General features: G+C 60.7%; 20 protein-coding genes. 12 read left to right on the forward strand and 8 right to left on the reverse strand.

What is annotated here, in order from left to right; all coding sequences use genetic code 11:
* Positions 1-328: 328 nt before the first annotated feature.
* Positions 329-673, reverse strand: a complete 345-nt coding sequence (locus ACIOYV_RS28935; RefSeq protein WP_054047250.1) for a hypothetical protein — start codon at positions 671-673, stop codon at positions 329-331.
* A 215-nt stretch (positions 674-888) separates the two neighbouring features.
* Here ACIOYV_RS28935 and ppc point away from each other — a divergent pair, with 215 nt between their 5' ends.
* The 7 genes from ppc (at position 889) to ACIOYV_RS28970 (ending at position 8,242) form a co-directional block, all read left to right on the forward strand.
* The gene (gene ppc / locus ACIOYV_RS28940) at positions 889-3,519 is read left to right on the forward strand and encodes a phosphoenolpyruvate carboxylase (protein ID WP_401329290.1); all 2,631 of its coding nucleotides are present in this window, start codon (positions 889-891) and stop codon (positions 3,517-3,519) included.
* Positions 3,520-3,807: 288 nt separating this feature from the next.
* The gene (gene adk, locus ACIOYV_RS28945) at positions 3,808-4,455 is read left to right on the forward strand and encodes an adenylate kinase (RefSeq protein WP_054047246.1); all 648 of its coding nucleotides are present in this window, start codon (positions 3,808-3,810) and stop codon (positions 4,453-4,455) included.
* Positions 4,456-4,548: 93 nt separating this feature from the next.
* On the forward strand, positions 4,549-5,223 hold the full coding sequence (gene tsaB / locus ACIOYV_RS28950) for a tRNA (adenosine(37)-N6)-threonylcarbamoyltransferase complex dimerization subunit type 1 TsaB (protein WP_401329294.1): 675 nt from the start codon (positions 4,549-4,551) through the stop codon (positions 5,221-5,223).
* A 298-nt stretch (positions 5,224-5,521) separates the two neighbouring features.
* Positions 5,522-5,830 carry a hypothetical protein gene (locus ACIOYV_RS28955; RefSeq protein WP_054047242.1) on the forward strand — a complete coding sequence of 103 codons (309 nt, stop codon included), beginning with the start codon at positions 5,522-5,524 and terminating at the stop codon, positions 5,828-5,830.
* Positions 5,830-6,690 (forward strand): DUF72 domain-containing protein, encoded by an 861-nt coding sequence (locus ACIOYV_RS28960; protein WP_265043563.1) that lies wholly within the window; start codon positions 5,830-5,832, stop codon positions 6,688-6,690. The genes ACIOYV_RS28955 and ACIOYV_RS28960 overlap by 1 nt, the downstream gene beginning before the upstream one ends.
* A gap of 32 nt (positions 6,691-6,722) precedes the next feature.
* Positions 6,723-7,544, forward strand: a complete 822-nt coding sequence (locus tag ACIOYV_RS28965; protein WP_401329298.1) for an oxaloacetate decarboxylase — start codon at positions 6,723-6,725, stop codon at positions 7,542-7,544.
* Positions 7,545-7,546: 2 nt separating this feature from the next.
* Positions 7,547-8,242, forward strand: a complete 696-nt coding sequence (locus ACIOYV_RS28970; RefSeq protein WP_401329301.1) for an extensin family protein — start codon at positions 7,547-7,549, stop codon at positions 8,240-8,242.
* Positions 8,243-8,255: 13 nt separating this feature from the next.
* Here the strand turns inward: ACIOYV_RS28970 and ACIOYV_RS28975 are convergent, their stop codons facing one another.
* Positions 8,256-8,876, reverse strand: a complete 621-nt coding sequence (locus ACIOYV_RS28975) for a hypothetical protein (RefSeq protein ID WP_054616021.1) — start codon at positions 8,874-8,876, stop codon at positions 8,256-8,258.
* A gap of 94 nt (positions 8,877-8,970) precedes the next feature.
* On the opposite strand from ACIOYV_RS28975, the gene ACIOYV_RS28980 reads away from it, so the two are divergent.
* A complete protein-coding gene (locus tag ACIOYV_RS28980) occupies positions 8,971-9,753 on the forward strand; it encodes a class I SAM-dependent methyltransferase (RefSeq protein ID WP_123405700.1) in 783 nt (260 codons plus the stop codon).
* A gap of 108 nt (positions 9,754-9,861) precedes the next feature.
* Here the strand turns inward: ACIOYV_RS28980 and ACIOYV_RS28985 are convergent, their stop codons facing one another.
* A complete protein-coding gene (locus ACIOYV_RS28985) occupies positions 9,862-10,506 on the reverse strand; it encodes a TetR/AcrR family transcriptional regulator (RefSeq protein WP_401329305.1) in 645 nt (214 codons plus the stop codon).
* Positions 10,507-10,600: 94 nt separating this feature from the next.
* Between ACIOYV_RS28985 and ACIOYV_RS28990 the strand changes: the two genes are divergently transcribed.
* The 3 genes from ACIOYV_RS28990 (at position 10,601) to ACIOYV_RS29000 (ending at position 16,074) form a co-directional block, all read left to right on the forward strand.
* Positions 10,601-11,701 carry an efflux RND transporter periplasmic adaptor subunit gene (locus ACIOYV_RS28990; protein WP_163908714.1) on the forward strand — a complete coding sequence of 367 codons (1,101 nt, stop codon included), beginning with the start codon at positions 10,601-10,603 and terminating at the stop codon, positions 11,699-11,701.
* Between the two features lie 6 nt (positions 11,702-11,707).
* Positions 11,708-14,779 carry an efflux RND transporter permease subunit gene (locus ACIOYV_RS28995; RefSeq protein ID WP_401329308.1) on the forward strand — a complete coding sequence of 1,024 codons (3,072 nt, stop codon included), beginning with the start codon at positions 11,708-11,710 and terminating at the stop codon, positions 14,777-14,779.
* A gap of 134 nt (positions 14,780-14,913) precedes the next feature.
* Complete coding sequence (locus ACIOYV_RS29000; protein ID WP_401329311.1) at positions 14,914-16,074, forward strand: Fic family protein; 1,161 nt, start codon at positions 14,914-14,916, stop codon at positions 16,072-16,074.
* Positions 16,075-16,128: 54 nt separating this feature from the next.
* Here the strand turns inward: ACIOYV_RS29000 and ACIOYV_RS29005 are convergent, their stop codons facing one another.
* Complete coding sequence (locus tag ACIOYV_RS29005; protein ID WP_401329314.1) at positions 16,129-16,818, reverse strand: DUF4197 domain-containing protein; 690 nt, start codon at positions 16,816-16,818, stop codon at positions 16,129-16,131.
* 71 nt (positions 16,819-16,889) lie between these two features.
* Complete coding sequence (gene plsB, locus ACIOYV_RS29010) at positions 16,890-19,391, reverse strand: glycerol-3-phosphate 1-O-acyltransferase PlsB (RefSeq protein WP_290024813.1); 2,502 nt, start codon at positions 19,389-19,391, stop codon at positions 16,890-16,892.
* Between the two features lie 166 nt (positions 19,392-19,557).
* Here plsB and ACIOYV_RS29015 point away from each other — a divergent pair, with 166 nt between their 5' ends.
* Positions 19,558-19,767, forward strand: coding sequence for a cold-shock protein (locus ACIOYV_RS29015; RefSeq protein WP_010462862.1), 210 nt, complete (start codon positions 19,558-19,560; stop codon positions 19,765-19,767).
* A 118-nt stretch (positions 19,768-19,885) separates the two neighbouring features.
* On the opposite strand, the gene ACIOYV_RS29020 is transcribed toward ACIOYV_RS29015, so the two are convergent.
* The 3 genes from ACIOYV_RS29020 to dapE form a co-directional block, all read right to left on the reverse strand.
* The gene (locus ACIOYV_RS29020) at positions 19,886-20,263 is read right to left on the reverse strand and encodes a hypothetical protein (RefSeq protein WP_163908717.1); all 378 of its coding nucleotides are present in this window, start codon (positions 20,261-20,263) and stop codon (positions 19,886-19,888) included.
* A gap of 75 nt (positions 20,264-20,338) precedes the next feature.
* Positions 20,339-21,148, reverse strand: a complete 810-nt coding sequence (locus tag ACIOYV_RS29025; protein WP_401329319.1) for a putative RNA methyltransferase — start codon at positions 21,146-21,148, stop codon at positions 20,339-20,341.
* Complete coding sequence (gene dapE / locus ACIOYV_RS29030) at positions 21,148-22,299, reverse strand: succinyl-diaminopimelate desuccinylase (protein ID WP_054616014.1); 1,152 nt, start codon at positions 22,297-22,299, stop codon at positions 21,148-21,150. The genes ACIOYV_RS29025 and dapE overlap by 1 nt, the downstream gene beginning before the upstream one ends.
* Positions 22,300-22,483: the final 184 nt, after the last annotated feature.

Here is a 22,483-nt window from a genome sequence, read left to right on the forward strand (position 1 = left end):
TAACCGTACTTTCAAAGCGTGATTTGAAACGGCCGTACCAGGCGTGGTTAATGGGTACGACCCGAGGGGTTTTTCAAAAGTTCAGAGAAGATGGCGTATTGCCTAAAAAAACTTTGACCGAACGGACAGGGCTCTAGGACGGGAACTTTCGCGATGTGCGGCGGTATTCCCGGCTATTTCAGGGCTCGGGATTACACCTATTTTGAGGGGTGTCACAGCCCATGTGGGAGCGAGCCTGCTCGCGAAAGCGGTAGGTCAGCCAACATGATTTTGACTGGGCTTACGCCTTCGCGAGCAGGCTCGCTCCCACAGATTTATCTCTGCTGGATCAATGTTTTGGCTTGTCGTCACTGGCTGACAAATCATGCAAATGCCGACGGGACAACGCGAGGAAACGCGGGGTCGGACCGACGTCTTCGTACAGCGGATCGCCTTCTTCATCGGTGGCGACCACGGTCTGTCCTTTCACATACGGGAAGCTCGCTTCGAGCTCTTCCAGCGCCGCGCCGATCAGTTCGCCCAGCAGTTCTTCGGGATGCCGTTTCGGGTACATCTCGGTGATCGCTGCCAGCCGTGCGGCGGCTTCCACGTCCAGGTGAATCGCGTAGCCAGTGTCGGTCAGGCGACCCTTGGCGTTTTCTTCCCAATGCTGGGCTAGCTCACGGATTTTCATAAAGACCTCATGTCGCACCTGCGGGTGGCAGGCAGGGTGAGTGTCCGGCGGTGGCTGCCGGTAAGCCGTTGTACGGCTTACTGTTGAGACTAGCTTTATCGCCTAAGGTTTAAAGTCCCTTCGTCGTTTGCTTGTAAGAAGCGCTTTACGGCGGCACTCTTGGACTTCAAAGCATGCTGTTAAAGCCGCCCGGATTTTTTGCTGGAGAACTGCTGATGACCGATATTGATGCACGCTTGCGCGAGGACGTTCACCTGTTGGGTGAACTGTTGGGCAACACCATTCGTGAACAGTACGGGGACGGTTTTCTCGACAAGATCGAGCAGATTCGCAAGGGCGCCAAGGCCGACCGTCGCGGCTCGATGGACGCCGAACTCAGCGCCAGCCTCAACCAGTTGAGCGAAGACGAGTTGCTGCCGGTGGCGCGGGCGTTCAACCAGTTTCTCAACCTGGCCAATATCGCCGAGCAATATCAGCTGATCCACCGCCGCGAAGAGTCGCAGCCCGCGCCGTTCGAAGCCCGGGTGCTGCCGGAACTGCTCGCCCGCTTGCGCGCCGAAGGCCACAGCGCCGAATCCCTGGCCCGGCAACTCGGTCGCTTGGAAATCGAACTGGTGTTGACCGCACACCCGACCGAAGTCGCGCGCCGCACCCTGATCCAGAAATACGATGCCATCGCCGCGCAACTGGCGGCTCAGGACCACCGTGACCTGACCACCGCCGAGCGTGAGCAGATCCAGGCGAAATTGCAGCGCCTGATCGCCGAAGCGTGGCACACCGAAGAAATCCGCCGCACGCGTCCGACCCCCGTTGACGAAGCCAAATGGGGCTTTGCGGTGATCGAGCATTCGCTGTGGCAGGCGATCCCCAACTACCTGCGCAAGGCTGATCAAGCGCTGCACACGGCGACTGGCCTGCGTTTGCCATTGGAGGCGGCACCGATCCGCTTCGCCTCGTGGATGGGCGGCGACCGCGACGGCAACCCGAATGTCACGGCGTCCGTGACCCGCGAAGTGCTGTTGCTGGCGCGCTGGATGGCCGCTGATTTGTACTTGCGCGATGTCGATCACCTGGCCGCCGAGTTGTCGATGCAGCAGGCGAGCGAAGCCCTGAAAGCCAAGGCCGGCGACAGTGCCGAACCTTACCGCGCGGTACTCAAGCAACTGCGCGAACGTCTGCGGGCGACGCGCAATTGGGCGCATGCCTCGTTGACCACTACCACGCCGGCACCCGCCGATGTGTTGCAAAACAACCGCGACCTGCTCGATCCACTGGAGCTGTGCTTCAACTCGCTGCACGAGTGCGGCATGGGCGTGATCGCCGATGGTCCGTTACTTGATTGCCTGCGCCGTGCGGTGACTTTCGGCTTGTTCCTGGTGCGTCTCGACGTGCGGCAGGACTCGTCCCGCCACACCGCCGCCATGACCGAAATCACCGATTACCTGGGCCTCGGTCGCTACGAAGACTGGAGCGAGGAAGAGCGCATCGCTTTCCTGATGCGCGAACAGAACAACCGTCGCCCCTTGCTGCCGGCTTACTTCAAACCATCCGCCGACACTGCCGAAGTGTTGGCGACCTGTCGGGAAATCGCCGCTGCACCGGGCGCGTCCCTCGGCTCGTATGTGATCTCCATGGCCGGCGCCGCTTCCGACGTACTGGCCGTGCAGTTGTTGCTCAAAGAAGCCGGCGTACTGCGGCCGATGCGCGTGGTGCCATTGTTCGAAACCCTCGCCGACCTCGACAACGCCGGCCCGGTGATTGAAAAGCTGTTGCTGCTGCCGGGCTATCGCGCGCGTCTGCAAGGGCCGCAGGAAGTGATGATCGGTTATTCCGACTCGGCCAAGGACGCTGGCACCACGGCAGCGGCCTGGGCGCAATATCGGGCGCAGGAACGCTTGGTGGATATTTGCCGCGAGCAACAAGTGGAGCTGCTGTTGTTCCACGGTCGCGGTGGCACCGTGGGTCGTGGTGGCGGCCCGGCTCACGCGGCGATTCTGTCGCAGCCACCAGGGTCGGTGGCGGGACGTTTCCGCACCACCGAGCAAGGGGAAATGATTCGTTTCAAATTCGGCCTGCCGGACATCGCCGAGCAAAACCTCAATCTGTATCTGGCGGCAGTGCTCGAAGCGACCTTGCTCCCGCCACCACCGCCGGAGCCTGCCTGGCGCCACTTGATGGACGAATTGGCCGCCGATGGCGTCAAGGCTTACCGCGCCGTGGTGCGGGAAAATCCGCAATTTGTGGAGTATTTCCGTCAATCGACCCCGGAACAGGAACTCGGACGTTTGCCGTTGGGCAGTCGTCCGGCCAAACGCCGTGCGGGCGGAATCGAAAGCCTGCGCGCCATTCCGTGGATCTTCGGCTGGACCCAGACGCGCCTGATGTTGCCGGCCTGGTTAGGCTGGGAAGCGGCCCTGAGCAAGGCGCTGGAACGTGGCGAAGGTGAGTTGCTGGGACAGATGCGCGAGCAATGGCCGTTCTTCCGTACCCGCATCGACATGCTGGAAATGGTGCTGGCCAAGGCCGACGCAGACATCGCCCAGTCTTACGATCAGCGGCTGGTCGAGCCCGATTTGCTTCCTTTGGGCGCGCATTTACGCGACCTATTGTCGCAGGCCTGCGCAGTGGTCCTTGGGCTGACCGGTCAGTCGCAGCTACTGGCACATAGCCCAGACACCCTGGAATTCATTCGCCTGCGCAACACCTACCTTGACCCGCTTCATCTATTGCAGGCCGAGTTGTTGGCCCGTTCGCGGCAACAGGAAGTGGCGCAGGGCAGCCCGGTAGAACAGGCGTTGCTGGTGTCTGTGGCGGGGATTGCCGCCGGTTTGCGAAATACCGGCTAAGATTTTCCTCTTGGGTCCGGGCACTTGGCACCTGCGCCGGGTGCCTGTGGGCGAAGGGCCGAAAAGGTCTGGCAGGCGACAGTTAATGACGGGGTTGCGACTTGGGGTACCCCGTCCAAAGGTCGCAACCGGCGCGGGTTTCTCCGACTTTCGGCGGCTTGTGTGGTCAGGGCCTGCTGTGTATCTTGATCAGCCTTTGGCCGTTTGGGCGGCCACGACCCTATTTTTGAGATTGGCCCCACGAGGCGAATCTGACGTTATCTATATAAAAAATTGAGGAGCACATCGATGCGCGTCATTCTGCTGGGAGCTCCCGGGGCCGGTAAAGGTACTCAGGCTAAGTTCATCACCGAGAAATTCGGCATTCCGCAAATCTCCACTGGCGACATGCTGCGTGCAGCGGTCAAGGCCGGCACCGAGCTGGGCCTGATCGCCAAAAGCGTCATGGACAGCGGTGGTCTGGTCTCCGATGACCTGATCATCAATCTGGTTAAAGAGCGCATTAGCCAGGCTGATTGCGCCAACGGTTTCCTGTTCGACGGTTTCCCGCGCACCATTCCCCAGGCTGAAGCCCTGGTGAAAGCCGGCGTCGAACTGGACCACGTGGTCGAAATCGACGTCAAAGACGAAGACATCGTCCAGCGTATCGCCGGTCGCCGTGTGCACGAGGCTTCTGGCCGCGTGTACCACATCGTCTACAACCCGCCGAAAATTGCCGGTAAAGACGACATCACCGGCGACGAACTGGTACAACGCAAAGACGATACCGAAGAAACCGTGCGTCATCGCCTGTCGGTCTACCACGCGCAGACCGAGCCATTGGTCAAGTTCTACCAGGAACTGTCCACCGCTCAGGGCAAGCCGAAGTACAGCCACATCGAAGGTGTTGGCTCGGTTGAAGCGATCACCGGCAAGGTGCTTGAAGCGCTGAACTGAAAAGTCTTAAACGCTTCATCTTCTACGGCCCGCTTGCGGGCCGTAGTTGTTTATACTGGCGCACTTTTTCTGACCTCTCTTACGGAAACATCGATGAGCACCTTGCTGGCCCTGGACACCGCGACTGAAGCTTGCTCCGTTGCCTTGCTGCACGACGGCAAGGTTACGAGCCATTACGAGGTGATCCCGCGCCTGCACGCGCAAAAACTGTTGCCGATGATCCAGCAACTGCTGGCCGACGCAGGGACTACCCTGCAAGCGGTGGATGCCATCGCGTTTGGTCGCGGGCCGGGGGCTTTCACCGGCGTACGGATTGCCATCGGCGTGGTGCAAGGTTTGGCATTTGCCCTGGAACGCCCGGTGTTGCCGGTGTCGAACCTGGCCGTGTTGGCCCAGCGCGCCTACCGTGAACACGGTGTGAGCCAGGTCGCGGCGGCCATCGATGCGCGGATGGACGAAGTGTATTGGGGTTGCTACCGCGAAACGGCGGGGGAGATGCGGCTGGTCGGCAATGAAGCTGTGTTGCCACCGGAAGTGGCAGCGTTGCCGGCGGATGCCAGTGGCGAGTGGTTTGGCGCGGGCACCGGTTGGAGCTACGCCGAGCGCATCGGTGTCAGCCTGAGCGGGCAGGACGCGGGGATGTTGCCGCATGCCGAAGACCTGCTGACCCTGGCGCGGTTTGCCTGGGAGCGGGGCGAGGCGATTGTCGCGGATGAGGCGCAGCCGGTTTATCTGCGCGACAAGGTTGCGACCCCGAAGGCACGCTGATCCCCTGTGGGAGCGGCGGTGCGACGATTCGACTTGCTCGCGAAAGCGTAGTGTCATGCGACATCATTATTAACTGACACGCCGCCTTCGCAGGCAAGCCTTGCTCCTACAGGATTTGCGCTAACCCCTGTAGGAGCGAGGCTTGCCCGCGAAAGCGATCTGACGGATACCGCCAATCGTCAGTTTCTAACCCCCAGCTTTAAACCTTTTTCCTTTTATGTGTTCTAGTTATCACTCGACAGTTTGCGAAGTGGTCCGCGCGCCACTAAACTGCCATCACTGATACCGAGATGCACTTATGCGTATAGACGGTCTTTCCTCTCAGTCCTACCCCATCAAGCGCAAGCCTCGCAAAGGCAATGTAGCGCTGGATGAATCCGTCGATGACATCGACGGCGAGCTGGAAATCCCGACTGAAGAGCAATTGGCCGCTCGTGCTGCCAAAGCTTCCGCACAACGTTTGAGCAATCTTCCCGCCCGTCAGCAAGACATGATTTACCACCGTGCCATGAGCAAAAGCGTGGCGATGGCCCTGGCCAGCTACCTGAGCACCGCCGGTTTTGTCGATTGGGATGCCGATGTGCTGGGCCTCGACCTGTACATCTGATGTTGCTGCCTTACTACCTCGGTTGCCCGTCCTGGAGTGAAAACGCCTGGCGCGACTATCTCTACCCGCAAGACGCCAAACCCGCCGAATTCCTCAATCTCTATTCCCAAGTGTTCAACGCCGTTGAAGGCAACACGACCTTCTACGCGAGCCCGGCTGCCACCACCGTGCAACGCTGGGCCGAGACCATGCCCGAACACTTTCGCTTCACCGCCAAGTTCCCCGGCGATATCAGCCACAGCGGCGACTTGCGCGAACAACTGACTGCCGCCGAAACTTTCCTGCAATTGCTCAGCCCGTTGGGCGAGCGGGTGTCGCCGGTGTGGCTGCAATTGTCGAAAAGCTTCACTCCGCAACGACTCTCGGAGCTGGCCGGTTTTATCGACGCCGTGGACCGACCGCTAGCGGTCGAAGTGCGCCACCCCGAATTCTTTGCCAAGGGCGATGCCGAGCGCATGCTCAATCGGCTGCTGCTGGATCGGGGTGTCGAACGTATCTGCCTTGATCCGCGCGCGCTGTTCAGTTGCATCTCGACCGATCCGTCGGTGCTCCACGCCCAATCGAAAAAGCCCAACGTGCCAACCCGTCCGGCAGCGTTTACGCAATGTCCGCAGGTGCGCTTCATTGGTCATCCGCAACTGGAGGCCAATGACCCGTTCCTGGTGCCCTGGGTCGAGAAAATTGCTGTGTGGATCGAGGAGGGCCGCACGCCTTACATCTTCCTGCACACCGCGGACAACCTGCTGGCGGCGAAACTCGCGCAACGTTTCCACGCAAAACTGATGCTGCGTTTGCCTGGCTTGCCGCCGCTGCCTGAGCTATACAGAGAACCCGCCGCGGAGCAACTTGGCCTGCTCTGAGGTGAATTCTTCCTCTTCTCAGGAGCCTGCCAATGGATGCGCAAACCCTTCGAGCCCAGGCGTTCAAAGCGCTGCATGAACGCGCGGGGGCTTTTGTGATTCCCAACCCGTGGGACGCCGGCTCGGCGAAAATGCTCGCCAGCCTGGGTTTCGAGGCGCTGGCGACCACCAGTGCCGGATATGCTTTTTCCAATGCTCGCCCCGATGGCGGATTGTCGCTGGACGACACCCTGGCCAACGTTCGGGCAATTGTCGCGGCGACTGATCTGCCCGTAGCTGTCGATCTGGAAAACGGTTTCGCCGACGATCCAGACGAATGCGCGCAGAGCATTTTGCGTGCGGCCGAGGCGGGCGCTGTCGGCGGTTCGATCGAAGATGCCACCGGTCGTGAAGAGGCGCCGATCTACTGCTTCGAACATGCTGTAGCGCGTGTCGAAGCCGCCGTGAAAGCAGCTCGCAGCCTGCCATTCCCGTTTATGTTGACGGCCCGCGCGGAGAATTTCCTGCACGGCAATCCAGACCTCGCTGACACCATTCGCCGCTTGCAGGCGTTCTCCGAAGCCGGCGCCGATGTGCTTTACGCGCCGGGGCTGCGCAGTGCAGAAGACGTGTTGGCGGTGATCCGCGCCGTGGCGCCGAAACCGGTCAATGTATTGATGTCCGGCGGGCTCAAGTTGACGGTCGAGCAACTGAGCGAGATGGGCGTCAAGCGCATCAGCGTCGGATCGGCGCTCGCCCTGGCGGCGTACGGCGAATTCTTCCGCGCGGCTGAAGAGATCAAGACGTCTGGCACCTTCAGCTTCACGTCGCGTTCCATGCCCTACGCGAAGGCCAATCAGTTTTTCAAAGGCTGACGATGCGCTTTGCCAAGGGATTGCTGCTGGTGTTGTTGATCGTGGGGGCGGCGGGGCTGAGCGTCTGGCGCGGGTGGATCGCCGTGCCTGCGCAGTGGAATCCCTGGGCGCCGCTGGACGTGAATGCAGCACCTAATTTTCTGACCCGCTACAAACTGATGCGTCTGCGCGATGATCCACAGCTTTGCGATCAGGCCCTCAGCAGCTCCGGTCTGCGCGTCACTCGTCAGGCCGATAGCCCCGACGCGACATGTCCGTTGACCAACACCCTGCGCGTACAAGGCGGCGAGGTGGCCCTGAGCAGCAGTTTCCTCGCCAGTTGCCCGTTGGCGGTGGCGTTCGCCCTGTTCGAGCGCCACGCCCTGCAACCGGCGTCTCAGGCGGTTTACGGCCAGGCGGTGACGCGGGTCGATCACCTCGGCAGTTTCGCCTGCCGCAACATGTACAACCGCGAGAACGGTGCCCGCAGCCAGCATGCCGGCGCCAACGCGCTGGATATTGCCGGTTTTCGCCTGGCCGATGGCCGAGCGATCAGCGTGCTCAAGGATTGGCCCAAGGATAATCAGGACGCGCGATTTCTACGCCAGGTCCGCGACGGCGCCTGCGATATGTTCAGTGTGGTGTTGAGCCCGGATTACAACGCCGCCCATCGCAATCACTTTCATCTGGATGTGGGGCCGTGGTGGGTCTGTCGCTGAGAGATTCTGAGGATCAGGCGGCGATGCGCAGGTTCTGCAGGATAATCGGGCGTGCCCAGCCGTTGTCGAAATCGAGTTGTTTCTGTTGCGCCACCAGTTCTTCGGGCGAGAACGGCGGGAACGGTTTGTCCAGCAGGTGCAGTTCGAATTCGGCGATTGGCAGGTGCAGCGGACGCGGCTGCGGTGCCGGGCCGGCTTCGGGTACAGGTTGGCCAGCGGTGAGTACGATTGGGCGTACCCAGCCACTTTCGAAGTCCTGCTGTTTCTGCTGGGCGACGATTTCTTCCGGCGGGAACGGCGGGAAAGGTTTGTCGGCCAGGTCCATTTCGAACTCGGCAATCGGCAGGAACAGCGGCTCTGGTGGTTTGACCTGGGTTTCTGTCACATCGCATTCACGCTGGGACACGATGTGCGCGTAGAGCTCGCTGCCGACGGTCGGCTCGACCGGGCTTTCCAGGTCAACCGGTGGAAAGGTCCCGCAGGCAGGCACCACATCACTCGACTGTTCGGCCAGGGCCTGGGCAAAGAAATCTTGCCACAGGTGACTGACGCCGCTCAGTGCTTGGGAGTTTCGCAGGCCATAATCGCCATGACGCGATATGTAGCCTACGGATGTGGTTTGAATGTCTGACATTTTTCTCGGTCGACGCTCAGCTCTGGCAAAATGCTCGATAGTTTTGTTATCGGACGTTTTTTGCCGATCATTAATTTTTTGAGCACCTTTTCCCATGATTGAACAACCCGCGGCCTGCCGCATCCATGTCGAGGCCTCGGCCCCGGCGTTTCAGCCACAGGCCGAGCAATGGGCCGAGCGCCTGGGCTTGCCCTTGCAGGTGGATGACGGCGAGTTTGCCTTGCAGGTCGGCGAACAGGGTTTGCAGCTGCAACAGCTGGGGCCTGACGCGCCGGGGCCGGTGCGGGTGGACTTCGTCGAGGGCGGTGCGGCGCATCGTCGGTTGTTCGGTGGCGGCACGGGGCAGATGATCGCCAAGGCGGTCGGCATCGCCCAAGGCGTGCGCCCACGGGTGCTGGATGCCACGGCGGGGCTGGGCAAGGATGCGTTCGTGCTGGCGAGCCTGGGTTGTGAGATGAGCCTGATCGAGCGCCAGCCGCTGATAGGCGCGTTGCTCGAAGATGGCCTGGCGCGTGGCGCGGAAGATTTCGACGTGGCGCCGATTGTGGCGCGGATGCGTTTGCTCAAGGGCAATTCGATTGAAGTCATGCGCAATTGGGAAGGGGAGCCACCCCAGGTGATCTACCTCGACCCGATGTTTCCGCACCGTGAGAAAACCGCGCTGGTGAAGAAAGAAATGCGCCTGTTCCGCCCGCTGGTGGGGGATGACCCGGATGCGCCGGCCTTGCTTGAAGCGGCGTTGGCGTTAGCCAGCCATCGGGTGGTGGTCAAGCGCCCGCGCAAGGCGCCGTGCATTGCGGGGCCGAAGCCGAGTCATGCGCTGGATGGCAAATCCAGTCGGTATGACATTTATCCGAAGAAGGCGCTTAAGCCTTAGGATCGCGTCGACCCATTCGCGGGCAAGCCTCGCTCCTACAGGGTTAGCGCAGATCCTGTAGGAGCGAGGCTTGCCCGCGAAGGCGTCCGATCAAACACCGGCAATCTCTCAGACTGCCTCTGTCCGATAAGCCCGCATAAACAACTCCACCACCTCCAGCACATGCTCCTCGGCCGCATCCCCGGTCAACGGCTCGCCGCAGCCATACAACAAGCGAAAATTCCCCGCGCCCTTGAGCAGGCAAAAGAAATGCTCGGCGGCATTGCGCGGTTTATCGATGCTCAATGCGCCCGATTGATCGATGTGGCCCAGCAACCGCTCCATGCCATTCAGCATGCGCTCCGGCCCGGCCTCGAAAAAGATCAGCGACAGCTTCGGGTCCTGGCTGCCCAGGCTGATCATCAAGCGGTGCAGGTTCACCGACTCATCGCTATTGATCAGGTGATGAAAGCCACGGGCGATGTTCAACAGCACGGTTTTCACCGCGATGCCGTCGGGCAATTCGAAGAACAGCGGTGGCAGTTGCTCTTCGCACTTGGCTACCACGGCGGCGGAAAACAGCGTCTCCTTGTCGTTGAAATGGCTGTAGACCGTCAGTTTAGACACCCCGGCCTCGGCCGCCACGGCATCCATGCTGGTGCTGGCATAGCCATTACTCAGGAACAGAATCTTCGCCGCATCGAGGATGGCCTGGCGCTTGGCCAGATCCTTGGGGCGACCCGGACCATTAGATGCTGAAAGATTGTTCGACATTCTTCGCTTTTAATACTGGACTGGTGAGTTTGCTATTAATAACATACCCGCCAGTATAATTATTCCAAGCACCATTAGCGAAAGGTCCTTCACCATGTTCCGCTATGCCTTGCCCCTCGCGTTGCCAGTCAGCCTGGCTTTTTTATTGTCGGCGTGCGGTCACGAGGAGGCGCCGCAAGTCAGTGTGCGCCCGGCCATGGTGGTGCAGCCGCAGCCTTCGGCCCAGGCGATGGAAAGCTATCCCGGTGAAGTTCGCGCCCGATATGAGCCAGATCTGGCGTTCCGCATTGGCGGCAAAGTCAGCCGACGACTGGTCGAGGAAGGCCAGCGGGTCAAGGCCGATCAACCCCTGGCCGAGCTCGATCCTCAGGACGTGCGCCTGCAACTGGAAGCCACTCGCGCTCAGGTCGCCGCCGCCGAAGCCAATCTGAACCTGGTTCGCGCCGAGCGGGATCGCTACAAGACGCTGATGGACCGTCAGATGGTGAGCAAGTCTGCGTACGACAATTCCGAAAACCTTTACCGATCCGGTGAAGCGCGCCTCAAACAAATCAAAGCCGAATTCAGCGTCTCGACCAATCAGGCGAGCTACGCGGTGCTGCGTGCGCCTCAGGACGGCGTGGTCGCCAAGCGTGCGGTGGAAGTCGGCCAAGTGGTCGCTGCCGGGCAAACTGTCTTCACCCTCGCCACCGATGGTGAGCGCGAAGTGTTGATCAGCCTGCCGGAGCAAAGCTTCGGTCGATTCAAGGTCGATCAACCGGTGTCGGTGGAGCTCTGGACCCAGCCTGATCAGCGTTTTACCGGACGCATCCGCGAACTGTCGCCCGCCGCCGATCCCAAATCCCGGACCTTCGCGGCGCGTATTGCCTTCACCTCCGGCAAAGTCCCCGCCGAACTCGGCCAGAGCGCCCGGGTGTTTATCCAGACCGCCGCAGTCGTGCCACTCGCAGTGCCTTTGTCGGCAGTCACCGCCGAAAACGGCGCCACCTACGTGTGGGTGGTCGGTGCCAACAACACGTTGAAAAAAGTCCCGGTCCGGGTCGGTGCCTTCGGTGAGAAAACCGTGCCGGTGCTCGAAGGGTTGAATGCCAGCGATTGGGTGGTGGCGGCCGGCGTTCATGTGCTGCATGACGGGCAGCAAGTGCGCCCGGTGGATCGCTCCAACCGCGTGGTCAATCTGGCGGACAAGGAGTAATCCCCGATGGGTTTCAATCTTTCCGAATGGGCGCTGCGTAACCGCCAGATCGTACTGTTCCTGATGCTCTTGCTGGCAATCGTCGGCGCGCTTTCCTACACCAAGCTCGGCCAAAGCGAAGACCCGCCGTTCACCTTCAAGGCCATGGTGATCCGCACCAACTGGCCGGGGGCCACGGCCCAGGAAGTCTCGCGCCAGGTCACCGAGCGTATTGAAAAGAAGCTGATGGAAACCGGCGAGTACGAGCGCATCGTCTCGTTCTCGCGTCCGGGGGAATCCCAGGTGACGTTCATGGCCCGGGATTCGATGCACTCGGCGCAGATCCCGGAGCTCTGGTATCAGGTCCGCAAGAAGATCAGCGACATCCGCCAGACCTTGCCGCCGGGCATTCAAGGGCCGTTTTTCAACGATGAATTCGGCACCACGTTCGGCAACATCTACGCCCTGACCGGCGACGGTTTTGACTACGCGGTGCTCAAGGATTACGCCGACCGCATCCAGATTCAGCTGCAACGAGTCAAGGATGTGGGCAAGGTCGATCTGCTCGGCCTGCAAGACGAGAAGATCTGGATCGAACTGTCCAACGTCAAGCTCGCCACCCTCGGCTTGCCGCTGGCCGCTGTGCAGCAGGCGCTTGAGGAACAGAACGCGGTGTCCACCGCCGGATTCTTCGAAACCAGCAGCGAGCGATTGCAGCTTCGGGTCTCGGGGAATTTTCAGACGGTCGATCAGATCCAAAACTTCCCGATCCGGGTCGGTGATCGTACGTTCCGTATCGGCGATGTCGCTGACGTGCGTCGCGGTTTCAACGATCCACCGGCGCCGCGCATGCGCTTCATGGCTGAAGACGCGATCGGTCTGGCCGTAGCGATGAAGGACGGTGGCGACATTCTGGTACTGGGCAAGGCCCTGGAAGTGGAGTTCGACCGCATCCAGAAAAACCTTCCGGCCGGCATGCAATTGCGCAAGGTCTCGGACCAGCCCGCCGCGGTGAAAACCGGAGTCGGCGAGTTCGTCCAAGTGCTGGTGGAAGCCCTGGCGATCGTGTTGCTGGTGAGCTTTTTCTCCCTCGGCGTGCGCACCGGGATGGTGGTGGCGCTGGCGATTCCGCTGGTGCTGGCGATGACATTCGCCTGCATGTATTACCTCGGCATCGGTCTGCACAAGATTTCCCTCGGCGCACTGGTTCTGGCCTTGGGCTTGCTGGTGGACGACGCGATCATCGCCGTGGAAATGATGGCGATCAAAATGGAGCAGGGCTTCGACCGAATCAAAGCCGCCAGCTTCGCCTGGACCAGCACCGCGTTCCCGATGCTCACCGGCACGTTGATCACCGCAGCCGGTTTCCTGCCGATCGCCACTGCGCAATCGGGCACCGGCGAATACACCCGCTCGATCTTCCAGGTGGTGACTATCGCGCTGTTGGCCTCGTGGATTGCTGCCGTGGTGTTTGTGCCGTACCTCGGGGAAAAACTCCTACCGGACCTGGCGAAGATTCACGCCGCCAAACACGGCACCACGGGCGGTCAGCCTGACCCGTATGGCACGCCGTTCTATCAGCGCGTTCGGCGCTTGGTGGAGTGGTGCGTGCGTTGGCGCAAGACCGTGATCGTGCTGACCGTGGTGTTGTTCATCGGCTCCATCTTCCTGTTCCGCTTCGTGCCGCAGCAATTCTTCCCGGCCTCGGGGCGTCTGGAATTGATGGTCGATCTCAAACTGGCCGAAGGCGCGTCCCTGAGCAACACCAACGACGAGGTTAAACGCCTTGAAGGTCTGTTGAAGGATCACGCCGGCATCGACAATTACGTGGCCTACGTCGGCACCGGTTCGCCGCGTTTTTACCTACCGCTGGATCAGCAACTTCCTGCCGCGAGCTTCGCCCAGTTTGTGGTCCTGGCCAAGACCATCGAGGAGCGCGAAACCCTGCGCACCTGGCTGATCGAAACCCTCAACGAACAATTCCCGGCCCTGCGCTCGCGGGTTACACGTTTGGAAAACGGCCCACCCGTTGGCTATCCGGTGCAGTTCCGCGTGACCGGTGAACACATCGAAGAAGTCCGGGCCTTGGCGCGCAAAGTCGCGGAGAAGGTTCGCGAGAATCCTCACGTGGTCAACGTGCATCTGGACTGGGAAGAACCGAGCAAAGTCGTGTACCTGAACGTCGATCAGGATCGCGCCCGCGCCCTCGGTGTGAGCACCGCCAACCTGTCGAAGTTTTTGCAAAGCTCCCTGACCGGTTCCAGCGTCAGCCAGTACCGCGAAGACAACGAGTTGATCGAAATCCTGCTGCGCGGCACCGTGCATGAACGCACCGAACTGTCGCTGCTGCCGAGCCTCGCGGTGCCGACCGACAACGGCAAAAGTGTGGCGCTGTCGCAGATCGCGACCCTGGAATATGGCTTCGAAGAAGGCATCATCTGGCACCGCAACCGCCTGCCCAACGTGACGATTCGTGCCGACATCTACGGCAAGGAACAACCGGCGACCCTGGTGCAGCAGATCATGCCGACCCTCGACCCGATTCGCGCGGAACTGCCGGACGGCTACTTGCTGGAAGTCGGCGGCACCGTGGAGGATTCGGCTCGCGGACAGAACTCGGTGAAAGCTGGCGTACCACTTTTCATCGTCGTGGTGCTGACTTTGCTGATGCTGCAACTGCGCAGTTTCTCACGCACGGCGATGGTGTTTCTGACAGCGCCATTGGGCTTGATCGGCGTGACCCTGTTCCTGATGGTGTTCCGCCAACCGTTCGGCTTTGTCGCCATGCTCGGGACCATCGCCTTGTCCGGGATGATCATGCGCAACTCGGTGATCCTGGTGGACCAGATCGAACAAGATATCGCCGCCGGCCTCAAGCCGTGGCAAGCGATCATCGAAGCCACCGTGCGCCGATTCCGGCCCATCGTGCTGACGGCACTCGCCGCCGTGCTGGCGATGATCCCGCTGTCGCGCAGCGTGTTCTTCGGGCCGATGGCGGTGGCAATCATGGGCGGATTGATCGTAGCGACGGCGTTGACGTTGCTGTTCCTGCCGGCGCTGTATGCGGCGTGGTTCAGGATCAAGAAAGAAACCGAGTGATCTCGGCGGCCTCCGGGCCGCCTGCTCCCACAATAGATTTCCTACAGGATTTTCAGAATGCTCTGATATTGAGTCGCAGTGGGCTGAATGCTGTACTCCGGACTCGGTTTTGATGAGTTCTTGAGGCAGTCGTAATGAAAAAGCCCCCTGCGCTGAGAGGCAGGTCCGACCCTGTGTTTGACCTGCTGGCGCAATCTCCGCACAAAGAACGCCTTTCGGATTACCTCGTACTGCTGAAGCCTCTGGACGGTCAAGGCCGTTACCTTCCGTTTGATGACTTGCGCCATCGCTGGGCGCCGGGCCTGGATACCCATCTCTGTTGGGCACTGGTCAAAAAGGCCCGCACCGCCCAGTACGCAAGACTGTTGCCATTGGGCGAGCCGATCCAATGGGCCAACTTTGTGCTGACACCGGTCGCGCAACTCGCGATATCCACCGTCGACCGAGAGGCGACGACTGCAACGTTGGCGTACATGTGTCGCCAGATTGGTGAGCAGGCGCATTTCAGTTACCTGCTCAATGACCTGATCGAAGACGAAGCCATCAGCAGCAGCCAGCTGGAAGGCGCGGCTACCACCACGCGAGTGGCCAAGGACATGCTCAAGCGCAAGCGCCTGCCGCGCACGCCGGATGAACGCATGGTCATCGGCAATTACAAGATGATGAATTTCGCCTGGGAAATGCGTGACCGACCCTTGAGTGTCGAGTTGATCGCGGCGATCCATTGCGTGGGCGTCGAAGGCATCGACGACGCGAAATACAGTCCCGGGACTTTCAGGGTCAAAGATGATGTGGTGGTGCAGGACGGCGAGGGCAACACCGTCCACACACCGCCTCCCGCGGCGGGGCTCGCATTACGCTTGCAAGCGCTGGCGAAGTGGATCAATCAAGCCAATAACGACCCCTTCCATGCGGATTACATTCATCCCTTGATCAAAGCCATCGCGCTACATTTTGCCTTGGGCTACGAGCATCCGTTTCGCGACGGCAACGGCCGCGTCGCCCGAGCGCTGTTTTACTGGTCCATGTTCAAGAATGACTTTTCGGCCTTTCGCTATATCGCCATCAGCACACTGTTACGCAACGCGCCGGTGAAGTATGGACGCTCGTATCTGCACACCGAAGCCGATGACCTGGACCTGACTTACTTCATCGATTTCCAGTGTTCGGTCGTTTTGCGGGCGGTGACTGGCTTTACCGAGGTCTACCGCAAAGGCCTGACTTATTGCAGGAGCGAGCCTGTGTGGGAGCGGGCTTGCTCGCGAAGGCGGTGTGTCAGTCGCTATCAACGTTGACTGATACACCGCTTTCGCGAGCAAGCCCGCTCCCACAGGGTTTTGCTGTGAGGCTTAGAGCGTGCCGAAGACTTTCTTGGCGAGGCTGGTTGCCGCAGCTGCCGGGTTTTGGCGGATAGTTTCTTCTTGCTTGCCGATCATCTCGAACAAGCCGTTCAGCGCCTGCTCAGTCACGTAGCTTTCGATGTTGGCGCTCTTCGCGTCCACCACGCCGAGGGTCGCGGCTTGGCCGGCGAACGAGTTGTATTGTTTGGCCAGGCCAACCTGATCAGTGGCTTGCTTGACGATCGGCAGGAACTTGGCGCGGATCTGTTCGCGGCTGGATTTATCCAGGTATTGAGTGGCTGAATCCTTGCCGCCGCTGAGAATGCCCTTGGCGTCGGACAGGCTCATTTTTTTCACAGCATCGACCAGGATCGGCTGGGCCTGGGTCGCGGCGGTTTCAGCCGCTTTGTTCATGCTGGTTTCCAGCTGATCAACCTGGTCGCCCATCCCGAACTGCTTCATTTTTTTCGCGACTTTGCCGAGTTTGCCCGGCAGTTCGATCTTCACGTCCGGGTTGTTGCTGAAGCCGCCTGGCGTGCCGAGTTGTTTAACGGCCAGTTGCGCGCCTTGGGTCAAGGCGTCCTTGAGGCCGCCGGTGGCGTCGTTCTGCGACAGATCGCTGAGGGACAGCGCCAGTGCGCTGGCGGAAATCATCAAGCCAGCGCAGAGGCCGGCGAAGCGAAGGGTAGGGCGGAGCATGGCGGCTTCCTTGTACGAATAAGGGAAATCAGTGGATAGGTGGGAGCTTGCTCCCACCGTTATTGATTGCATCAAGCCTCAGGCGGTGTGGCGACCTGATCCGCAGCATCTTCACTGCGATGCAACGCTACCTGGCGGATCGACAAGCGAATCTCCGCCGGCAGTACGCGCTTGGCCGCGCCTTCGGCCAGTTCGCCGAGCAGTTCGTGGTAGCTCAGCTTGCCGGCTTCATCACGCTTGAGCACGTCCAGATCGAGCATGGTCTGGATGAAGTGGCGGAACAGGCTCTTGTCGAAGAACTCCGGGGCGTTCAAGCCATGGAGGATCGACAGGCGCTGGGCCATGACTGTGCACAGGTCTTCCAGTTCTTCGGCGCTGATGCTGTTCTGGCCGCTGTTGAGCAGCAAGGAAACGGTCATGTAGAAGCGTTGCAGGGTCTGGGCAATGCTTTTCGACAGCAGGGTCAGCAACACGAAATGCCGCGAACTCGGTGCCGGACGCAGGTACACGTCGTTCTCGAATCGCAGCAAGCCTTGCTCGACAAAGGCTTCAAGCCACTGATCGACCACGCCGTCCAGCTCCTCCATCGACCAGCGGATGAACAGTTCCGATTGCAGGTACGGGTACAGCGCGCGGGTGTAGCGCAGGATCTGTTCGCGGCTCATGCGCGATGCGCTCTGGAAGAAACTCGCCAACAGAGACGGCAGGGCGAAGATGTGCAACACGTTGTTGCGGTAGTAGGTCATCAGGACGGCGTTCTGCTCGCCCAGGTATAGAATCTTGCCCAGCGCGTCGCTCTGTTCGGACAGCAGATCCATGTCCTTCACATGCTCGATCAGCGCCCGACCATCGCCTTCCGGCAATGTGGTGTGCGGCGAGTACGGGACTTTGCGCAACAGCGCCAGATACAAATCCAACACCCGCGCCATCGCACGATCATCCAGCGCCAAACGGCTGGTGGACAGCAGCGCCAAGGCCACCAGATTCACCGGGTTGATCGCCGCGGCTTCGTTCAAATGCTGCGCGACTTTCTCACCGAGGCGGTTGGTGGTTTCGTTGAGCCAGGCCGGTTTGAACTGCGGGCCGAGCTCCTGTTGGCGCCAGTCTGGTTGCTCACTGTCGAGGAACTCCGCGAGTTTGATCGGTTCGCCGAAGTTCACCGCCACCTGGCCGAAGCGCTGCTTCAGGGCGCCGATGACTTTGAAAATGTCGAAGATCGATTCTTTCTTCTTGCTCGCGCCACGCAGTTCGCCGAGGTAGGTCCGGCCTTCCAGTACACGTTCATAACCGATGTACACCGGAATGAATACGATCGGCATGCGCGACGAACGCAGGAAGCTGCGCAGGGTGATCGCCAGCATCCCGGTTTTCGGTTGCAGCATGCGCCCGGTGCGCGAACGGCCGCCCTCGACGAAGTACTCGACCGGGAAGCCTTTAGTGAACAGGGTGTGCAGGTATTCGTTGAACACCGAGGTGTACAGCGGGTTGCCCTTGAAGGTACGGCGCATGAAAAACGCACCGCCACGGCGCAACAGGCTGCCGATCACCGGCATGTTCAGGTTGATCCCGGCGGCAATGTGCGGCGGAGTCAGGCCGTTGCGGAACAGCAGGTACGAGAGCAGCAGGTAATCGATGTGGCTGCGGTGGCACGGCACATAGATCACTTCGTGACCCTGGGCGACTTTCTGCACGCCTTCGATGTGGTTGACCTTGATCCCATCGTAGATCTTGTTCCAGAACCAGCTCAGCACCACTTCCAGGAAGCGGATCGCGGTGTAGGTGTAGTCCGAGGCGATCTCGTTGCCGTAGCGCAGGGCCTGGGCCTTGGCTTTTTCCGGGGAGATTTTCTCGCGCTCGGCTTCGTCGAGGATCGCTTGTTTGACCAAGGGCTGATTGAGCAAGCCTTTGACCAGATTGCGACGGTGCGAAATGTCCGGACCGATTACGGCAGCTTTGAGGTTGCGGAAGTGCACCCGCAGGATCCGCTGGGCCATGCGCACGGTGCGCTCGTGACCCTTGTTGTGCTCGATCAGTTCGCGCAGATGGATCGGCGCCGAGAACTGCACGCGGGTCTTGCGCCCCAGCACAATGATGCTGAGCAAGCGGCGCAGGCGCCCGGTGACCGCCCAGCTGTCGGCGAACAACAGCTTCCACGGGCTCGACTCGCTGTCCGGCGACTGACCCCAGAACACGCTGACCGGAATGATCTGCGCATCTTCGGCGGCGTTCTGGCTCAGGGCGCTGACTAGACGGGTCAGGGTCGGCGGCGCACCACGTTTGTCCTGGCGACCGAGCCAGTCGGGCTCGGGTGTCAGGTAAAAGAACGCAGCGGGTTCGATCAACGTACCCACCGATACCGGCAGCACCGGGCGCGGCAGGCCGGCCTTGGTGCACTCGGTGTCGACCACGGCCAGGTCGGTCAGCGAAGGATTTTGCAGGACGTAGAACACCGGACGGCTGCGGTCGAGGTTGAGGGTAAGGGACGACTGGTTGATCGTCTCCGAGCGAACCCAGAGGTACAACAGTCGGCGCAGGGTGCCAAACACAAGACGGCGGAACGGGGAACGGGTCATACGGCTTCTGCTTGAGTGAATAAAACCGAGCAAATGCTCGGGCGGTCGATAGTGTGCCGTATTCGCCGAAAATCGGCAAAAAAGCGGTCAAGTAAACTTGAGTTGAGAGTTTTCGCGGCTGTCATATACTCGACCGCTCAAAATAAAAACAAGGGGGTAACGAGACATGGCTACGCGCGAGACCGGCAATGTGAAGTGGTTCAACGACGCCAAGGGCTACGGCTTCATTCAACGCGAGGACGGAGTGGACGTGTTCGTGCACTACCGCGCGATTCGCGGCGAAGGCCACCGTTCGCTGGCTGAAGGCCAGCAGGTTGAGTACGCCGTGGTGACGGGCGAGAAGGGATTGCAGGCTGAGGATGTTGTAGGTCTGTAAACCCGATCCCCGGATCACGCATGATCCGTAGGAGCGAGGCTTGCCCGCGAAGGCGTCATCACTGGCGCTAAAAGCTTCGCGGGCAAGCCTCGCTCCTACGGGTTTGCGGTGTGGCTGATTACGCGGTCTTCCAGGTGATTTCTTCTTCACCATCAGCGCTGATGCGCATCCAGCGATCCGCGGTCTCTTCACCTTCTTCCTCGACCCACGTTCCCGGCGCGCAACGCACTTCGACGTTCAGCGCGGCGAAGGCTGCACGGGCGCAGGCGATGTCGTCTTCCCACGGCGTCTGGTCGCTTTCCAGGTACAGGCTGTTCCATTTGCCCACGGCTTTCGGCAGCCAGGTGACTGGTACGTTGCCGGCCTTGCACTTGTAGGTCTGGCCTTTCTTGACCCACTCACTGCACGGGCCCAACGCGGCGCTCAGCCAATCGGCGACGGTCTTGTAGTCGACGTCGGCGTCTTTCAGGTAAATCTCGATATCGGGTTGGCGCATGGATGTCCTCACTGCGGTCTTGAAAAATCCATTCGCGGATTTAGCCGGCCTCAAGCTGTTGCTCAAGACCAAAAATTATTGAAGTACGAAGTAATCGTAACGCATCGAAACCGTGACTTCGAACGGCTCGACCTGCTCGATGACCGCTGCCCGGCGTTCGGCACTGGCGCGCCAGCCGTGGGGCGTCATGGCCAACAGGTTGGCACGATCCTGACCACTTACCAGCGTCAGTTTGAATTCCAGGGTTTCACTGTGCGCCAGCGCCATGCCTTCCGGCACCAGGGCTAGATGCTTGTCGTCGGTGTATTCACGCACTTCGTCGTACAGACTTTCGCGCAACTCCATCAGGTGGCCGCTGGTCGGGCCGACTTTCATCAAACCGCCGCCAGGGCTCAGCAGGCGCTTGGCTTCTTCCCAGTCCAGCGGACTGAAAACACTCGCGAGGAACTGGCAACTGCCGGACGCCAACGGCACCCGCGCCATGCTGGCGATCAACCACGTCAACTGCGGATTGCGCTTGCAGGCGCGTTTGACCGCTTCCCGGGAAATATCCAGTGCGTAACCATCAGCGTTGGGCAATGCCTCGGCGATTTGCGCGGTGTAGTAACCCTCGCCACAACCGATGTCGAGCCAGCGCTGGGGCGCGTATTGCGCCGCCAGTTCCGCCAGGCGCTTGGCCACCGGTGCATAGTGGCCGGCGTTCAAGAAGTCGCGGCGGGCCTCGACCATCGCCAGGTTATCCCCAGGGTCGCGGCTGTTCTTGTGCTGCACCGGCAACAGGTTCAGGTAACCCTGGCGCGCGCGGTCGAAACGATGCCCGGCGGGGCAGGCCACGCCGTTGTCCACCGCGTTGAGCGGTTCGCTGCAGATCGGGCAGGCCAGCATCAGGCGAGCAACTTGATCAGGGTCTGGTAGTAAATTTCGGTCAGCACGTCGAGGTCGGCGGCCAGCACACGTTCGTTGACCTGGTGAATCGTCGCGTTGACCGGCCCCAGCTCAACTACCTGCGTACCCATGGTCGCGATGAAGCGACCGTCGGACGTACCGCCACTGGTGGACGCCTTGGTTTCGCGGCCGGTGATGTCCTTGATGCTCGACGCCACGGCATCCAGCAAAGCGCCCGGTTCGGTGAGGAACGGCAAACCCGACAGCGCCCAATCCACGTGCCAGTCCAGGCCATGTTTGTCGAGGATGTCAGCAACGCGCTTTTGCAGGCCTTCGACGGTGGATTCGGTGGAGAAGCGGAAGTTGAACACCGCGACCAGATCACCTGGAATCACGTTGGTCGCGCCAGTGCCGGAATTGACGTTGGAAATCTGGAAGCTGGTCGGCGGGAAGAAATCGTTGCCGTGATCCCAATGCTCGGCGGCCAGTTCGGCCAGGGCCGGGGCGGCGAGGTGGATCGGGTTCTTCGCCAGGTGCGGATAAGCCACGTGGCCCTGAATACCGCGCACGGTCAGCTTGGCGCCGAGAGAACCGCGACGACCGTTCTTGACCACGTCACCGACCAGAGTGGTGCTCGACGGTTCGCCGACGATGCACCAGTCCAGACGCTCCTTGCGCGCGGCGAGGCGTTCGATCACAGCCTTGGTGCCGTGGTGCGCCGGGCCTTCCTCGTCACTGGTGATCAGGAACGCAACCTTGCCCTTGTGATCCGGGTAGTCGGCGACGAAACGTTCGGCGGCCACGGTCATCGATGCGAGGCTGCCTTTCATGTCCGCCGCGCCACGGCCGCAGAGCATGCCGTGTTCGTCGATCACCGCGTTGAACGGGTCGATCTGCCACGCGGTGACCGGACCGGTCGGGACCACGTCGGTGTGACCGGCGAAGCACAGCACCGGGCCGTCGTGTTTGCCGTGGGTGGCCCAGAAGTTATCCACATCTTCGATGCGCATCGGCTCCAGTTGGAATCCGGCATCGCCCAGGCGCTGCATCATCTGCTTCTGGCAATCGGCGTCGACCGGCGTCACGGACGGACGGCGGATCAGGTCAATGGCGAGTTGAAGGGTCGGCGAAAGGTCGGCGTGGGCCGTCATGGAAAACTCCGGAAGCTTGAAATTGGGCATGGACTAATGTGGGAGCGAGCCTGCTCGCGAATGCGGTGTGTCAGTCAACATAAACGTTGATTGTTACATCGCATTCGCGAGCAGGCTCGCTCCCACAGGGATTGGGTTCGATCGACAAACCGTATTCCGCCAAGGCCTGCAAAATGGCGGTTAT

This window comes from Pseudomonas sp. NPDC087342, assembly GCF_044744265.1.
GTDB classification, from domain to species: domain Bacteria; phylum Pseudomonadota; class Gammaproteobacteria; order Pseudomonadales; family Pseudomonadaceae; genus Aquipseudomonas; species Aquipseudomonas nunensis.

Bases quoted from the DNA above. Each gene is read 5' to 3' on its own strand.
- ACIOYV_RS28970 (WP_401329301.1), top strand. From the start codon at position 7,547: ATGCGCTTTGCCAAGGGATTGCTGCTGGTGTTGTTGATCGTGGGGGCG.
- ACIOYV_RS28960 (WP_265043563.1), top strand. From the start codon at position 5,830: ATGTTGCTGCCTTACTACCTCGGTTGCCCGTCCTGGAGTGAAAACGCC.
- ACIOYV_RS28935 (WP_054047250.1), bottom strand. From the start codon at position 673: ATGAAAATCCGTGAGCTAGCCCAGCATTGGGAAGAAAACGCCAAGGGT.
- ACIOYV_RS28990 (WP_163908714.1), top strand. From the start codon at position 10,601: ATGTTCCGCTATGCCTTGCCCCTCGCGTTGCCAGTCAGCCTGGCTTTT.
- tsaB (WP_401329294.1), top strand. From the start codon at position 4,549: ATGAGCACCTTGCTGGCCCTGGACACCGCGACTGAAGCTTGCTCCGTT.
- ACIOYV_RS28985 (WP_401329305.1), bottom strand. From the start codon at position 10,506: ATGTCGAACAATCTTTCAGCATCTAATGGTCCGGGTCGCCCCAAGGAT.
- ACIOYV_RS28995 (WP_401329308.1), top strand. From the start codon at position 11,708: ATGGGTTTCAATCTTTCCGAATGGGCGCTGCGTAACCGCCAGATCGTA.
- ACIOYV_RS28980 (WP_123405700.1), top strand. From the start codon at position 8,971: ATGATTGAACAACCCGCGGCCTGCCGCATCCATGTCGAGGCCTCGGCC.
- ACIOYV_RS29025 (WP_401329319.1), bottom strand. From the start codon at position 21,148: ATGCTGGCCTGCCCGATCTGCAGCGAACCGCTCAACGCGGTGGACAAC.
- ACIOYV_RS29020 (WP_163908717.1), bottom strand. From the start codon at position 20,263: ATGCGCCAACCCGATATCGAGATTTACCTGAAAGACGCCGACGTCGAC.
- adk (WP_054047246.1), top strand. From the start codon at position 3,808: ATGCGCGTCATTCTGCTGGGAGCTCCCGGGGCCGGTAAAGGTACTCAG.
- ACIOYV_RS28975 (WP_054616021.1), bottom strand. From the start codon at position 8,876: ATGTCAGACATTCAAACCACATCCGTAGGCTACATATCGCGTCATGGC.
- ACIOYV_RS28955 (WP_054047242.1), top strand. From the start codon at position 5,522: ATGCGTATAGACGGTCTTTCCTCTCAGTCCTACCCCATCAAGCGCAAG.
- ppc (WP_401329290.1), top strand. From the start codon at position 889: ATGACCGATATTGATGCACGCTTGCGCGAGGACGTTCACCTGTTGGGT.
- ACIOYV_RS29005 (WP_401329314.1), bottom strand. From the start codon at position 16,818: ATGCTCCGCCCTACCCTTCGCTTCGCCGGCCTCTGCGCTGGCTTGATG.
- ACIOYV_RS29000 (WP_401329311.1), top strand. From the start codon at position 14,914: ATGAAAAAGCCCCCTGCGCTGAGAGGCAGGTCCGACCCTGTGTTTGAC.
- plsB (WP_290024813.1), bottom strand. From the start codon at position 19,391: ATGACCCGTTCCCCGTTCCGCCGTCTTGTGTTTGGCACCCTGCGCCGA.
- ACIOYV_RS28965 (WP_401329298.1), top strand. From the start codon at position 6,723: ATGGATGCGCAAACCCTTCGAGCCCAGGCGTTCAAAGCGCTGCATGAA.
- ACIOYV_RS29015 (WP_010462862.1), top strand. From the start codon at position 19,558: ATGGCTACGCGCGAGACCGGCAATGTGAAGTGGTTCAACGACGCCAAG.
- dapE (WP_054616014.1), bottom strand. From the start codon at position 22,299: ATGACGGCCCACGCCGACCTTTCGCCGACCCTTCAACTCGCCATTGAC.